This window comes from Granulicella aggregans, assembly GCF_014203275.1.
Classification (GTDB): domain Bacteria; phylum Acidobacteriota; class Terriglobia; order Terriglobales; family Acidobacteriaceae; genus Edaphobacter.
Genome location: NZ_JACHIP010000003.1, coordinates 62,272 through 76,113, shown reverse-complemented (window position 1 = coordinate 76,113; position 13,842 = coordinate 62,272). Strand labels below are relative to the sequence as shown.

15 protein-coding genes and 1 tRNA gene are annotated in these 13,842 nt (G+C 56.7%); 7 read left to right on the top strand and 9 right to left on the bottom strand.

Annotated elements, in window-relative coordinates; all coding sequences use genetic code 11:
* Nucleotides 1-8: 8 nt before the first annotated feature.
* Together HDF16_RS10625 and HDF16_RS10620 are read left to right on the top strand one after the other, a co-directional pair.
* Nucleotides 9-911 carry a hypothetical protein gene (locus tag HDF16_RS10625; RefSeq protein ID WP_184216447.1) on the top strand — a complete coding sequence of 301 codons (903 nt, stop codon included), beginning with the start codon at nucleotides 9-11 and terminating at the stop codon, nucleotides 909-911.
* A gap of 135 nt (nucleotides 912-1,046) precedes the next feature.
* Nucleotides 1,047-1,733 carry an MBL fold metallo-hydrolase gene (locus HDF16_RS10620; protein ID WP_184216445.1) on the top strand — a complete coding sequence of 229 codons (687 nt, stop codon included), beginning with the start codon at nucleotides 1,047-1,049 and terminating at the stop codon, nucleotides 1,731-1,733.
* 207 nt (nucleotides 1,734-1,940) lie between these two features.
* Here the strand turns inward: HDF16_RS10620 and HDF16_RS10615 are convergent, their stop codons facing one another.
* The 3 genes from HDF16_RS10615 to HDF16_RS10605 all read right to left on the bottom strand — a co-directional run bounded on the left by HDF16_RS10615 (nucleotide 1,941) and on the right by HDF16_RS10605 (nucleotide 3,940).
* Nucleotides 1,941-2,387 carry a hypothetical protein gene (locus HDF16_RS10615; protein WP_184216443.1) on the bottom strand — a complete coding sequence of 149 codons (447 nt, stop codon included), beginning with the start codon at nucleotides 2,385-2,387 and terminating at the stop codon, nucleotides 1,941-1,943.
* Between the two features lie 28 nt (nucleotides 2,388-2,415).
* Nucleotides 2,416-2,655: a hypothetical protein gene (locus tag HDF16_RS10610; RefSeq protein ID WP_221312676.1), complete on the bottom strand. Its 240-nt coding sequence runs from the start codon at nucleotides 2,653-2,655 to the stop codon at nucleotides 2,416-2,418.
* A 77-nt stretch (nucleotides 2,656-2,732) separates the two neighbouring features.
* Nucleotides 2,733-3,940, bottom strand: a protein-coding gene (locus HDF16_RS10605; RefSeq protein WP_184216439.1) for an IS3 family transposase whose coding sequence is annotated in 2 segments (ribosomal slippage) — nucleotides 2,733-3,673 and nucleotides 3,673-3,940 — 1,209 coding nt in all. Because the reading frame shifts where the segments join, the coding sequence is not laid out codon by codon here.
* 249 nt (nucleotides 3,941-4,189) lie between these two features.
* Between HDF16_RS10605 and HDF16_RS10600 the strand changes: the two genes are divergently transcribed.
* Nucleotides 4,190-5,323 (top strand): lactonase family protein, encoded by a 1,134-nt coding sequence (locus tag HDF16_RS10600; protein ID WP_184216437.1) that lies wholly within the window; start codon nucleotides 4,190-4,192, stop codon nucleotides 5,321-5,323.
* Nucleotides 5,324-5,667: 344 nt separating this feature from the next.
* Nucleotides 5,668-5,750: transfer RNA gene (locus tag HDF16_RS10595), tRNA-Cys, on the top strand.
* 89 nt (nucleotides 5,751-5,839) lie between these two features.
* Here HDF16_RS10595 and HDF16_RS10590 read toward each other — a convergent pair.
* Nucleotides 5,840-6,955 carry a phage integrase gene (locus HDF16_RS10590; protein WP_184216435.1) on the bottom strand — a complete coding sequence of 372 codons (1,116 nt, stop codon included), beginning with the start codon at nucleotides 6,953-6,955 and terminating at the stop codon, nucleotides 5,840-5,842.
* Nucleotides 6,956-7,008: 53 nt separating this feature from the next.
* Complete coding sequence (locus tag HDF16_RS31835) at nucleotides 7,009-7,215, bottom strand: helix-turn-helix domain-containing protein (protein ID WP_184216433.1); 207 nt, start codon at nucleotides 7,213-7,215, stop codon at nucleotides 7,009-7,011.
* A 266-nt stretch (nucleotides 7,216-7,481) separates the two neighbouring features.
* Between HDF16_RS31835 and HDF16_RS10580 the strand changes: the two genes are divergently transcribed.
* From HDF16_RS10580 to HDF16_RS31825, 3 genes are all read left to right on the top strand, one after another.
* The gene (locus HDF16_RS10580) at nucleotides 7,482-8,237 is read left to right on the top strand and encodes a Crp/Fnr family transcriptional regulator (protein WP_184216431.1); all 756 of its coding nucleotides are present in this window, start codon (nucleotides 7,482-7,484) and stop codon (nucleotides 8,235-8,237) included.
* Nucleotides 8,238-8,279: 42 nt separating this feature from the next.
* Complete coding sequence (locus HDF16_RS31830) at nucleotides 8,280-8,969, top strand: response regulator (RefSeq protein ID WP_184216429.1); 690 nt, start codon at nucleotides 8,280-8,282, stop codon at nucleotides 8,967-8,969.
* Nucleotides 8,970-9,048: 79 nt separating this feature from the next.
* Nucleotides 9,049-9,249, top strand: a complete 201-nt coding sequence (locus HDF16_RS31825; RefSeq protein WP_184216427.1) for a helix-turn-helix domain-containing protein — start codon at nucleotides 9,049-9,051, stop codon at nucleotides 9,247-9,249.
* A gap of 205 nt (nucleotides 9,250-9,454) precedes the next feature.
* Here HDF16_RS31825 and HDF16_RS10565 read toward each other — a convergent pair whose 3' ends face one another.
* The 4 genes from HDF16_RS10565 to HDF16_RS30630 form a co-directional block, all read right to left on the bottom strand.
* On the bottom strand, nucleotides 9,455-10,138 hold the full coding sequence (locus HDF16_RS10565) for a hypothetical protein (RefSeq protein WP_184216426.1): 684 nt from the start codon (nucleotides 10,136-10,138) through the stop codon (nucleotides 9,455-9,457).
* A 5-nt stretch (nucleotides 10,139-10,143) separates the two neighbouring features.
* A complete protein-coding gene (locus HDF16_RS10560) occupies nucleotides 10,144-11,520 on the bottom strand; it encodes a hypothetical protein (protein WP_184216424.1) in 1,377 nt (458 codons plus the stop codon).
* Between the two features lie 676 nt (nucleotides 11,521-12,196).
* Entirely contained in the window at nucleotides 12,197-12,688 is a 492-nt protein-coding gene (locus HDF16_RS10555; protein ID WP_221312675.1) for an HNH endonuclease, read from the bottom strand.
* Between the two features lie 26 nt (nucleotides 12,689-12,714).
* Nucleotides 12,715-13,131, bottom strand: a complete 417-nt coding sequence (locus HDF16_RS30630; protein ID WP_246409007.1) for a hypothetical protein — start codon at nucleotides 13,129-13,131, stop codon at nucleotides 12,715-12,717.
* Nucleotides 13,132-13,842: the final 711 nt, after the last annotated feature.

Below are 13,842 nucleotides of genomic sequence, written 5' to 3'. Positions count from 1 at the left end.
GCCAAATAATGAAGACGCCGTCAGACGAGAAGCCGGGAGTAGTTACAGCCAGGAAGATCTCGCTTCCCTTCATGCATCCTGTTGTCCTGCTCCCGTCCCTCATCCTCTTACTGAGCTTTATCAGTCTCATCGGGTGGGCGCTTCATCTCGCGATCCTGACTTCAATCCTTCCCCACTTTGCCACGATGAAGCCGAATACGGCTATCTCCCTCGGGATGCTGGCGGTCTGTTGCCGTGCCCGGGTCAGGAAGGGCGTGACGCGGCGAGGGCATCTTGGCTGGCTATCCCGCTTGGCACTCGCGATTGCCATGGTACTCGCGTGTGGATCTTTGGGCGAGTACCTGAGCGGGAGGAGCTTTGGCCTGGACGGACTCATCCTTGGAGTTCCGTTAGATCGATTTGGCGATCCACCCGGCCGAATGTCGCTGGGCACCGCTCTGTGTCTTACATTTACGGGCGTGGCGCTGGGCCTGTTGGACAGGATGCCCAGGCTCAGCGTCTGGCTGCTGATGACAGCGAATGTAATTACGGTCTCTGCCCTTCTGGGCTTTGTGATCAATCGGGGACCTCTGTTCAACGTCTCCTGGCTGCGGTCGATGGCCGTGCCCACTGCCTTGTCGCTATTGACTCTGGGCGTGGCGACGCTGGCCACGCGCCCGGAGCGCGGTCCGGTGTGCCACCTCTTCCCTGATCCAAGGAGCGGGAGAGACAGCCGCTGGCAACTACTCCACGGCATTGTTCTATCGCTGATGGGAGCGCTGCCGGCAGTGGTTGCCATGCAGGTCGGGATTCCGGAGGCGGTTGCGACGTTCCTTGTCCTGGCAGTCTTGCTCTACTCCGCGCAGACATGGTTCTACTACATGCAGAATGCGCGGATAACGGATGAGCCCGAGACTAAACCTGTGCAGTAGGCAGTTGCAACTGGGCCCGGATCAAGGGACTGCATCTTTACCCGCAGACCGTCCAAGATAAACTTTTGGGAATCCGAGAGTACGATCTCAGAATCTCATCGGACGTACGATCTTTGATTTTCCAGGAGATTCGTGGTGAAGATCCAACCGATTGGGCAGTATGGAAAGCAATTGACACGCCTCGGATTGGTGAACTGCTTCCTGGTGCGGGAAGAGGATGGCTATACCCTAATCGACGCGAATCTAAAGGAATCAGACCAGGAGATACTTGAGGCGGCGACTGGTCTGCCCATTCGAAGGATCCTACTTACGCACCCGCATGTGGACCACATAGGGAGCGTCGACGCCCTGATGGGGAGGGTGAAGGGACTGGAGTTGATCGCTTCTGAGCGGTCCATCCCGATTTTGCAGGCCCCGCCCGATCTTTCGCTCAGGGCGGGCGAAGTGGGTCCGATTCGCGGCGGAACTCCAGGGATCGCCAGTAAAGTTACGCAGACTGTGGTGGAGGAGGATCGCGTAGGATCGCTGTTGGTGATCGACACTCCTGGTCACATCCACGGACATCAGTCCTTTCTGGATGAACGCGATGGCACACTTTATTCCGGAGATCAGTTTGGTTCGCTAGGCAATCTGACCATTACTGGATTTATGCCATGGTGGTTTCCGATGAAGGCGTTTTCAAACCGCGAGCAGGCGAAAGATACGGCGACAAAGCTGCTGACCTACCCGATTCGACGCGTGGCCTGTGGCCACGGAAAGGTGCTGGAGGGCGGGACCGAATTGCTGCAAAGCGCGATCGATCGGGCGCTTTGCCGCGACTAAGGTGCGACATCGGACTGTCTGCAGAAGACTTGGAATGACGCTCAAAACGCTGATTGGTGCCCGGAGGGGGACTTGAACCCCCACGACCGTTTAGGGTCTGCGGATTTTAAGTCCGCTGTGTCTGCCGATTTCACCATTACAATCAACAACTTAGTTGATTCAATTAGTTCGGTGTGTAAGTTTCCGTGTGAATTTGGGGGTCTTAGCTTAGCGAGTCGAAACCCTGAGAGTCAGTTCCCTGCTGTCAGAAGCTCCGAGTAGGACTTCAGGAGCGGCTGTGAACTCGGCCCCGAACTTCTTCTCATCGCATACCCAAGCTAGTCTTAGGGAAAGGCACCCGTCCTCAAGCCGATCTCGATTGAGAATTTGCAAGAAACGAATCCCGGCCAGCGTCTGCAGCAGTCTGAGAATGGGATAGTCATTTGATCTACCGGGAAAAACCTGCTGCTCGGTGAGGCAGCCAACAGCGTAGGACACATAGTTGTCGTCGTATCCACCCGAGTCGGTGGAGCCGATTACTTTGTAGTGCGTGTACTCGTGTGAGATTGTGTTGGTGAGGGTGGTGACAAGGTTGGGGCTGCCGCACGGAAGTGATCGGGATGGGATAGGTATTCCGTTCGAATTGCCGTTGCGTCGTTCCAATTGGCTGCGCATTGCGGGACGCCATCCCAGGCGGTTAGGGTCATGACGATGTGGGGGTGAGGAACATGTCATGGTAAAGCTTGGCGCGTGTGATGGTTTCTTTGTCGGTAAGCTTGAGGTCCAAGGCGGTGGTGAGCTGGGATCGGAAGGCCGCGGTTGACCAGACCTGCTCAATTTTGCGCGCGGCGGCGCATACACCGGCGATCCAATCGGGTGTCCAAGGTTTGCTTTGCCGCAGGGGAAGGATCATCAAAAAGAAATGACTACGAGAATGCCACATCGCTTCCCGCTGTTGACGCTGATGCTCTTCTTCGCCATGGGGAGAGTGGTCTGCCCGATCTTTTGTACCGTGGAGTGTCAGTGTAGCGCAGCTTCTTTTGTGATCAAGTAGCCGCCGTCGAGGGTGTGGGGAAGTGGGAAGCGCATTTTGCTTTCCACTTCTCCATACCCTGTTTTGATTTCGGTCTGCCACGACTCTGGTGCTGGTGGTCGGTAGCCCAGCGAGGAGTGTGGCCGGACGGTGTTGTAGTGAACCCTCCAACGTTCGGCCAGGATCCTGATCTCCTTCATCGAGTAGAAGATCTCGCCGTTGAGGAACTCGTCACGCAGCTTAGAGTTGAAGCTCTCGCAGTAGCCGTTTTCCCACGGGCTGCCCGGCTCGATGTAGAGTGTCTTTGCACCTGTGTTTGCAAGCCATTTGCGCAGGTCGCGGGCTACGAACTCAGGGCCATTATCTGAGCGTATATGCTCGGGCACACCCTTGATCACCATCACATCGGCCAGCGCCTCGATCACCTTCGCGCTCGACCAGCGACGCTCCGGTCGCACCAGCAGGCTCTCGCGGGTATGCTCATCGATCAGGTTCAACATTCGTACCGTCCTTCCGTCGTAGGTCTTGGCACTGACGAAGTCATAGCTCCAGACATGGTTGGGCCGCTCCGGTCGTAGTCGCACGCATGACCCGTCATTGAGCCATAGCCGGCCTCTTGGCTTCTGCTTCTGTGGAACCTTCAGCCCCTCGCGACGCCAGATTCGTTCTACCCGGTCCTTGCCGACATGCCAGCCTGCGTGCCTCAGCAGAGCTGTAATGCGGCGATAACCATAGCGGCCGTACTGACTGGCTAGGGTCACGATGGCCTGGGTGAGCGTATCTTCGTCTTCTCGCTGTGTCGGCCGATAGCGCTGCGTGCCTCGTGGCTGTTTCACCACAAGGCACGCATGCCGCTCGCTCAGCCCATGCACCTGTCGCGCATGGTTCACCGCACAGCGACGTCGCTCGGGGCTTAGAAATTTCCCTCCGCGATGTCCTTCAACACCAGCTTCTCAAGGCTCAGGTTCGCTACGATGCGCTTCAGCTTGGCGTTCTCCTGCTCGAGCTCCTTCAATCGCCGAGCCTGGTCTACCTGCAGTCCGCCATACTCCTTGCGCCACCGGTAGTACGTCTGGTCCGTGATCAACGCTTCTTTACAGGCCAATGAAGTCGACTTCCCGTTCGCGATCGCAACTTCAATCTGACGAAGCAGGTTCACCACCTGCTCCGGACTATGCTTCTTCCCTCGTGCCATATTCCGCTCCTTTGATCCCAGTTTGTATCAACTCCACTGGTACAAAAGAAGCCGGGCACTGCAGCAGGTTTCTGACAATATTTTTTGTCTTTCAATAAAGAGTTCACGCCTGTTTTTTGTAACCTTTCTGGCGCTCGTAGTTCCTATAGCTGCGCAACGATCCATGGAATCCTTTCGATGCTTGTCATAGCTGTAAGCGCCGAAGACTCCATTGCGCAAACAGGTGCCCCCCCCAAAGGAGTCAACACAATGCTCAAGTCGGTCCCCGGTCTTTTGACCATCGCGCTCTCTATCGGAGCAATCGCCACTCCCACCTATGCGGCCGATATCTTCCAGGGTAACGGAAGCTCGGTGTTCGTCATGACCAATGACAATACCAAGAACGAAGTACTGACCTATCAGCGTAGCCACAACGGACAGTATGAGCTCAGGACTCGCACGGCTACTGACGGGCGCGGAAGCGGTGGCACGACTGATCCGCTCCAGTCCCAGGGAGCATTAGCTCTGAGCGGGGACCACAATCTTCTCTTCGCGGTAAACTCTGCCAGTGGCACGGTCTCAAGCTTTCATCTCCTGGGAGGCATTCCTGTTCTTGTCGACAAAGAATCTTCCGGGGGTGCTTTTCCGATCGCTGTGACCGAACACAACTATACCGTTTACGTCCTCGACGCTGGCGGAGCAGGTGCGGTGGATGTATTCAAGGCAGACGGACTTGGGAGACTCCATGAAGTTCCCGATGCGAAGGTCTTTCTGACTGGAACCAACTCGGGAGCTTCGTCCATCTCCGTAAGCCCCAATGGAAAATGGCTCGTAGTAATCGAGAAAGTTTCCAACAGCATTGATCTGTTTCCGATTCATCCCGATGGGACACTGGGCACCGTTGTGAACAACAAAAGCGTGACTCCAGGAGTCTTTGCCACTGTGTTTACGCCCAACGGTCAGCTCATCGTCTCAGAAAATCAGCCTAATAACGGAACCGACACTTCGAGCATCTCCTCGTACACCATCAATTCAAATGGGACACTCGCCGCAATTACTCAAAGTCTTCCCACTTATGGAAACGGCAACTGCTGGAATGCCATCACTCCGAATGGCCACTGGGTGTATGTCGACAATTCCGCCACATCCAGTGTGGCTGGCTTCACCGTCGGCGCAAATGGATCGCTGACGCCGGTTGCCAGCACGATTCTCAGCACGCTGCGTGAAGGCACTACCAACCTCGACATGACGGTCAGTGAAGAGGGTAAGTACCTGTTCACTCTCGATTCCGGATCCGGCGCTATTAGCGTCTTTACCATCAATTCCGACGGAACCGTGAATCCGCTTGGAGATATTGAAGGCCTGCCGAAGACAGTCGGTTTCAATGGCATCGCCGCTCTCTAAGTAAAGCCGTAGAACACGATTCGGGGCGGATCTAAGGGTCCGCCCTGAATTCCTATGGCTCTCCCGCGGGAGAACCGCGATTGAGCAGGAACTAGACCGTCTCAACTGCCGAGACAATTAAGTCAAAATTTGACAGAGAATCGGAACGGATTCATGATCCTCCCACTGCCAGGAGTAGTCGAGCCGGCAACAGATAGAATGGGGGTGATTGATCACATTCAAGAGCGGGGTAAATCGCCAGAACATGAGTTGGGGGGTCTGAACTGTGGTTGTCAAAATGGTTGTCAATAAGGCGAAACACCATGGAAAACTAGGCCAATTTCGGTGCTGCATTCGACGGAATTGGCGAGCTTTTTCAATGGTTTAGGCGACGTGGAGAGGTCTGCAAAACCTTTATGCGTCGGTTCGATCCCGACCCGCGCCTCCATAATATCAACAACTTAGACGATTTCCGGCCCGCCTTGAAAGTACGCCTGTGGGGACTTTTGTGGGGACTCGCTGCATTGGCTAGATTTTCTATGCGTTCAGCGCAGATGAATCGTTCCTCTCGAAAGCTCGGATCTGCTCTAAAGCGCTATATTTTTCTAGCCGCTCCATCGCGTCGGCCTGATGACCTTGCGTCGGGTGAGCGTAGCGCAAGACCATGTTGATTTTCGAGTGTCCAAGCATCGCAGCCAGCGTGACGAGATCGATTCCAGACATAGCTGCTCTCGTCGCCCAGGTATGCCGCAGATCGTAGAGGCGGATCGGCGCTATCCCGCTATCCCTCACCGCCCTGTCGTGCGCGTTATTCACTTTCGGGATGGAACGTTCCGGAGCCGACTCGCATGGGAATAAGAAAGGACTTGGCGACTGAGCAGCAATAAGCCGTGCGAGCACTTCCCTTGCCGCCGCCGTGAGCCGCAAGGAGCGCCTAGCGGCAGCGGTTTTCCCGAAGGGAACATGGACATAGCCTCGGCTCAGATCGACATGCTCGGGTTGAAGCCGGTAAACCTCTTCAGGCCTCATGCCGGTCTGGAGCATCAGCGTTGCGACATCTCGCAAGACCGTAGTTGCAACAGACAAGTAGCTATGTTCCTCAGTAAACGACAACACCCGTGTTTGGAGGTTGTTCTCAGCCAGCATCTTGACCCGGCTTACCGGATTTTTCCCCAGGACATCAGTCTTGATAACGAAATTGAATAGAGCCTTGAGACATGCAAGCTCGCGATTCACCGTCGCGGGCCTGATCCGCTTGCGCGTATTCACTCGCCTACCGTCGGCGGCTCGTGACGTCTTCTTATCAGCACTGCGAACCGCCTTGAACCGCTCGACGTCCTCCGGCGTGATCTTATCGAGCGCGATATCGCGAAAGTGCTTCAATAACGCAACAGAGCTGGTCTTGTAACGCTCGTGGCTCGAAAGCTTATGGGAGGCAGCGGACCAGCGGAGAAAGTCTGTCAGGGCTTCGCGAAAATTCGGAACGCGCTTGCGCTCCGTAATGCCCACTTCGCCTTTCGCGAGCGCCGTCCTATAGGCGCGCTCGATCTCACCGGCGACTCGCTGATTCTTTACACCGGTGCTCTCGCGGATTCGCCGCCCTTCGTAAACGAACTCATACCAGTACACCCCGCCGCGCTTGTACAGAGCCACCCCAACCCCCTTGCCGCCCCGTGGTCACTGATCTACGACGGCAGCCTCGTCCACTATATCGGCTCTGTCGTTATCGTCTTTGGCGATTGGGAACGGGTAAGGAATGCCTGAATATCGGCTTTCGCAATCAGAGTTCGTCCGCCAGCCTTTACTCGTGGCAACTGGCCCTTTGAAAGCCATGCCGATACGGTCCAATGAGACACCCTCAGTAACTCCGCCGCTTCTTTCGTGGTCAACAGATCCCCGTTTGCAATGTGCATGTATTGCCTCCCCTGTCCCGGTTTTAGCAACGCGATACAAAACGCGGCAAGATACGCGCCCAATGCGGAATACGCTCGCGGCAGACCTTCGTCGTTTGGGAAATGAGGCTGCCTCCCTCTTCCGCGCGGCACCTAGACGCCTTTGGCGCGCCTAAGATGTTGATATTCCGCTTGAAGTCTCGACCAAATGAGCAAAACAGCACAGATTGCCCCGTCGCTGGGATGCGATGCTTATGTAACGTCGCTCACACACGGAAGAACGACACATGACAACACGAATTGCAGATGCATTCGACCTCGCCAGCTTTCTCGCGAATGCAGGTTTGGGGCGCAAGATCGTTCAGCTCAAGCCAAGCGAGAACTTCTTTGCCCAGGGTGGGCCAGCCGACTTCATCCTCTATCTGCGGACAGGCCGGGCCAAGCTTACGGTTGTCTCGAAGACCGGCAAAGAAGCCACTATCACCCTTTTAGCCTCGGGCGACTTCATTGGAGAGGAATCAATCGCAGGTCCCGTCGGACTCCGCATGGCGACGGCTACAGCGATCACCGCCTGCACAGCCCTGAAGATTGAACGGGAAGAGATGATTCGCGTCATGAACGAGGAACATGAGGTTTCAGCCTTGTTCCTCAAGTTCTTGCTGGCGCGGAGCATGAGGATTCAAGCGGACCTGGTCGATCAACTCTTCAACTCAAGTGAAAAGCGCCTCGCGCGGATTCTCCTTCTGATGGCTGAATTCGGTAAGGCCGAAGATCCCGAAACACTCATTCCGAAGATCACGCAGGAGACGCTTGCCGAAATGATCGGAACCACCCGCTCTCGTGTGAGCTTCTTCATGAACCGGTTCAGAAAGCTTGGATTTATTGAGTACAACGGCCGGATCAAGGTGCACAAATCGCTTTTGAATGTCGTCCTGCACGATCAAATAGCCGAAGACGGTTCGGGGCGAGTGCCAGACGTGGAGCGCAGCCAAGCTGCCCTCTCAGCGGTAGGGAAGAAGCGAGCACAGTTGAAGTCTTTGTGACGTTTGAACTTGAGCACAATTGAACCAATGAGGAGATGACAGATGACTCAGCGAAAACCAACGCTACTGATCGTCGAGGACGAGCCTGTTACGAGAGAATTGCTATCCCAGGTCTTTGTAGGGCGCGGTCACGAGGTCTCCTCTGCCAAAGATGGCTTCACGGCTCTGGAACAGATCAGGACAGAGCCTCCGGATATTATGCTTTCCGACCTGAACATGCCGGGAATGTCGGGTTTCGAGCTTCTGTCAGTCGTACGAAGACGCATACCCGGCATCTACGTCATTGCCACCAGAGGAGCCTTTGCGGGACAGGGAGTTCCGCACGGCATCGCGGCGGACGCCTATTACGCCAAGGCCACGGGCCTCACATACCTCTTCGAGATCATGCAGAACGCGTCTCAGCCGGATACAGGATCGAGAGATCGAAACAGTTCGGCCATACCAATATGGATATCCCCGACAGAACGCGACGCTTCTCTTCGGGCGCAGGTGCTAATCAGCTGTTCCGGCTGCTTGAGAGCGTTCTCGCTCTGGGTTGAAGCAGCAGACTTTGTGATTCACGAGACCCCTTGTGTGTATTGCGGAGTGCGACTTCACTACGCCACAGTCCAACCAATGAACCCGGCCTCGCCCTTGCAATTTCGTTCCGGCGGTAATTCGCGAAAAACAGCATTATCTGAAACTGGCCTTTCCCTCGCGCGAAGGTGTCAGCCCATCCCGCTGTACCGATAGGCGCTTCAAGAGGAAGCTCTGCCGGGATCGAACGCATAGGCGTCGACGCGTCGCGCTTCTTGTTGTACGTTGGGTTGGTATGAAGACCAAAGCGACGCCGCATGGAGAACCGCGACCTGAGCCCGTTCTGCAAGACATCATGACCGCCAAAGAGGTGGCCGAATACCTCCGCCTCTCTCACAAGACCGTTATAACCTGGGCCACTAAAGGTCAAATTCCCGGTAAGCAGATCGGCTCAAGTTGGCGGTTTTCACGAAAGGTTATTGAGAATTTTGTATAGGTCTACCGGCATCACCTGGCTCAGACCGACTCCGCACGCGTGCGTTGGTCACGGCGCAAGAACGCCTCCAGGTCAGCTCTCGCTATTAGCGTCCTTCACCCAGCCTTCACGCGACGTAACTTGCCGTGCGAAAGCCACCTCGATGCCGTCCAGTGGGAAGCTCGGAGTGGTGCCGCCCACTCTTTCGGGGTCAACAGATGAACGGCTAAGAGATTTCGCTCCAGGCGTCATCCCAATGGGTATCAAAGCGGGCCTCGGCGACCTTTTCGGCGGTCTGCTCCATTGCGAGTACGGGTTTGATGTGGGCATCGGGAACGAGAAGGTAAAGCGGTATTGCATCTTTCTCGCTCTCGGGGCGGCGTCCCATGATGAAGAGTTTCCCGCGAATCATTTGTTTGAAGCCGACAAACTGGAGTGCCTTCGGCGTGCGAACGTCTTTCTTTGACCGGCGACCGACGTGCGTTCCGGTAAACTCCGCGAGCAGTTCGCGCGGCCGGAGCGGGGCCGGGATGACGCCGTTTCCTGTAAGCGAGCGGAGTTGCTGTGTCGGGATCGCGAGATAACTGTGCCCCTGATGTGGCACCTTGTCGCCGCCGTCTTCCTGGGCCTCCAGGTAGTCGACGGCTCCCTGATTGTTTCCGGTGTCCGTGTATACCTCGGCGGTGATGGGCCAGGAGAGCTTTTGCGCGGGCGTGATCTTCACGCCTTGCTGCGTCCAGTTGTTCCGGAGCGTGAAGTCGCGTTGCAAATCGCGGCGCACCTCGCTCTGTATGTCCTGGGCGGTGCGGGTGAGCGCCTTCGCGGTGGCGAAGGGGACGTCTCGCGAGCGGGCTTGCTCGACCTCCTCAACGTAGCCCGAGATATCGATCTTGAATCCAAGTGCAGGCATCTAGGTCAGCTCCAATCTTCCGCTTCCAAGGGGATATACCACTGCAGAACGCCTCTGCCGTTGCGATACCGCCCGATAGTCGCGCTGAAGACCTCGGCGGGATGGACATTCCGGAACAGGCTTTCGTTACTTTCGCAACGGGTGGCGAAGGAGGACAGCAGGGCCACATACTCGCGAGGGGCAAGCTCCAGAGCCATAGCCAACGCTTCACTCGCTGGATGCGCTTTCCATGCCTCGCCTGCAAATCGGCTCTGAGCCCCGTAGAAGCGCTCGGGATGGAGCAGCTTCTCAACGAGTGAGTTAGATTCCCCTTTTCGTGGCCGCATACCGCGAAGGATGGCTGAGTTGTTCTCCGCTTCCGTCTTGAGGCGCACGGCTTCAAGATTGAATCTCGAAACGTCCCAGGTTGGCCCTGCACTCTTGATTCGTAGGAACTCGACACCGGCACGAGACAGCCTGTCTTGCGTCGACAGACTAGCTTTCCTCAGCACGTCGATGTCTGAGACGGCTATGCCAGCGAGGACGTTCTCGACGATATCCTTGGCGGTCTCCGTAAGGTCACCAGTCTCGGCGAAGCATTCGCTTTGTTTGCATTGATCGATCAGACCGGATTCAACAAGCACCCTGGCGATGCGACCGGCCTGCCGCTTCATAAACTCGCGGGCTGTGCAGCCGTCCGGCGTCTCCGCTGCAATCGAAGCGAGCCTTGCAACCGTATGCGCATCCATCAGTCGCGCCAAGCCCACGGACTGCTCAATCGCACTCATACCCTGGCCGGGGTCACGATTCATCTCTACGCCATAGCGGGCGAGCAGCCCGTCGTCCGTCACGTCCTTTTCAGTCATGCGAACCAGGACAGGCTCGCGGAACGCCTTGGCAGCTTCGCCATCGAACCCAAACCAGCCCGCTCGCTCAAAGATGGCCGAGCGAACCTCGCCATAGAGCCCTTCCCTCATTGCCAGGCGCATACTCTGCGTGCGCCCGTTACCTGAAAGGACGACGCCGTCACGTCGCACGATGGGCGGCCCGTCAACAGGAAGGACGCTATCGGTCAGCACCTGCCAAGGGTCGAGCCGTTGCGCCCGAACCTGAACTGCGAGCTGTAGCGTTTTCTCGGCCTTGTAATCACGGGGTTGTGCGGAGGATGGGTATCGGGGGTCTCGCTCGTACAGCAGGCCTCGGTGGGAGGTAATGAGCGCGTCCGCCTCCATTACCGCGTACCGCACCGCCACATGCTCTCCAGAGTTGAGCACGACGCGGCTTGCTCGCCCGAACACGGGAGCCGCCAACGGCCCGATGGCCGTTTGGGCGGCCCCATCTGTCATGCGTTTCCGTGCGATGGCGCGACGGCGTGCTTTGCGACTCTTGATCCTACCGGCCAAGCGAAACCTCCTTGGTTCAAATGCTCCAACGTCACCCACGAAGCGCGTTCCGTTCGGCCCACAGCGCCCTTCAAACCGGTTAGCGACCTCGCGGTCTAAGTCGACGGCTCCCGACACCTCTGACTCGTCTCAGTTCCTCCATCTGGAGCTTCAAACCTGCAGTCTCACGTTGCAGAATCCGTCTGTGTGTGTCTGCCGCGAGAGCTTCGGCTCTGCTGGCCGCAGAGTTCCGGATTTCAGCGAGCTTTTCTGCCAAGACATCCCTTTGGTTTCCGCCCGTTCCGGAAATCGCGACGCGGTAAAGCAGGTACCACTCCAAGACTTTGAGCCACTCGAAACGTCTACCTCTCCCATCTCCAATATGCGGCAAACTGTCATTTTTGAGATAGTTACGGACTTGTCTCGTACTCACGCCCAGACGCTCCGCAAGCTCGATCTCGGTAATCAACTCCTGTGAGCTCTGGCTCATCGGCTTCCTTTCGCTTGAAAATTGGAACTACCTGGTCAGAAACGGAACGGTTGCCAAAAAATGCTGGCGCTAGGGATGTTGAGGGGTACCGCGTCACCCGCAAAAGCGAAGGTCGGCGGAGTACCTTTTGCCGTTGGTTGCAATGACTTGCGACGTATCATACCTCGCGATGTCTGACTCGGAACGGCGGAACGAACTCGTTCCGAGTCACGCACGCTGCACTGACACAGCGTGCCCTCTTGGAATCCCGGGTCTGTGCCTGCCATGCTTCACCCGTCTCCCAGGCTTACCGGGATAGCTGCCCGACTTGCCGAACGTCTCATAGCCCAACCGCCTCAGCGTCTTCCTGCGTTTGCTCCATCCAGCGCTCTGCACACCGCGCTCCCAGGCACGCGCATTCCTCTTACTCTCGGTCACGTACTGGAGGTTGCTGGCGGCGAGGTGAAGCTTGTTCCCATCCTTGAAGCCGATGACCTTGCCCCGAGGACGCTTTCCGATGAACGTAAACGCAACCAACGTATGAACCATGAACGTCTCGCCGTGTCCAAGCTTCACCTTGAGATAACCGGTTGAACATGGTGACGTGGCAAGGCGTCTCCACTCGCCACCTCGCACAATGGACCACACCGTTCCCTCTTCCATGCATCCATAGTTCGGGTGTCCGGGTATTCTGCGTATTCCGTTGTCTGTCGCTTCCACGCCTCACCTCTCGTATCCCGCCGCCGCTAAGCTGCGTGTTCCTCGGAGCGCTTCTCTTCCTTGCGTTCTCGCTCCCAAATCGCCTTCGCCTCGGCCTGCTCGCGCATGTACTTGAGCGCCGAGCTGCGCATACCATCTCCCGCTGCCTTAGCTTCAAGCCGCTTACGTATGCCCACCGGATGCGGCAGGAATTCCTCTTCGGCCATGTGGTCAACCAGCGCTTTACGAAGCGCGTCCATCCCATACTTCAAAGCGAACGCCGCCAGCGCTGGAGCCCACACCCTCGATGTCTCTTCCGGCAGTTCCTGACCTGGGTAATAGTCCCTCGTCTGCGTAATCAGCATCTCCAACTGCGTCACCTCGGAGTGCGTCAAACGCCGCTTTGATTCCCGCTCGAGAGCGTTCGCCTCTTTCGACTGCAGGAGATTGTCTAGGTCTTCCATTCCGATTCGCCTCACTGTTGCCCCCTTGTTGGTCCTTGCCTCGTTGCCACTCTTTCGGGTCGTCGAGATACCGTCCCGCGTTGAACCACGTCGCCGGGTGTGGCGTAAATTCGCCCGCCTGTCCCGAAGGCGAGCGCGCAAAACTCACAACCTTGTCGTAAAGAAATTCGAGAGCTTCGGCCTCTGACTGCTTCGGCCAGTCGTTCCCAGCCTGGAGGCTGCGTACCGACCGGAGGATCGCATCAAGAGCCTTCGACTTACCAACCTTGCGAGGGTAAGCACTGTAGATACGCTCAATCGCTTGATCGCGCGAAGCATTGTGATGAACAGTCTTTGTATTTATTGAAGATGAAGAAGAAGACGAAGAGTTACCGTTTGGTTGAACCAACGTCGAAGGGGTGCTTATAGGGGTGGTTACAGCACTCTTACCGATATCGACAGAATTCGCATCTGAACGTGCCCCCCAGCGCTTTTCCGCGCTCCGCCGGCCGCCATCTGCCGATTTAGCGCGCCACTCTTTTTGCTTCGCGGCCTCGGACTCGAGTCGCTTATGCACCAAGCGCAACGGGTCGGTCGGGTGTTGCTTGAAGCAAGATGTAACCACCCTTACCGAATTGCTTGAGGCTCCCTTACAAAGCCGCGATAGCATCTCGAGATCGGCCGGAATACTTCCCTCTCGCCAGCAATACGCGACGAGACGGATGTATGCGC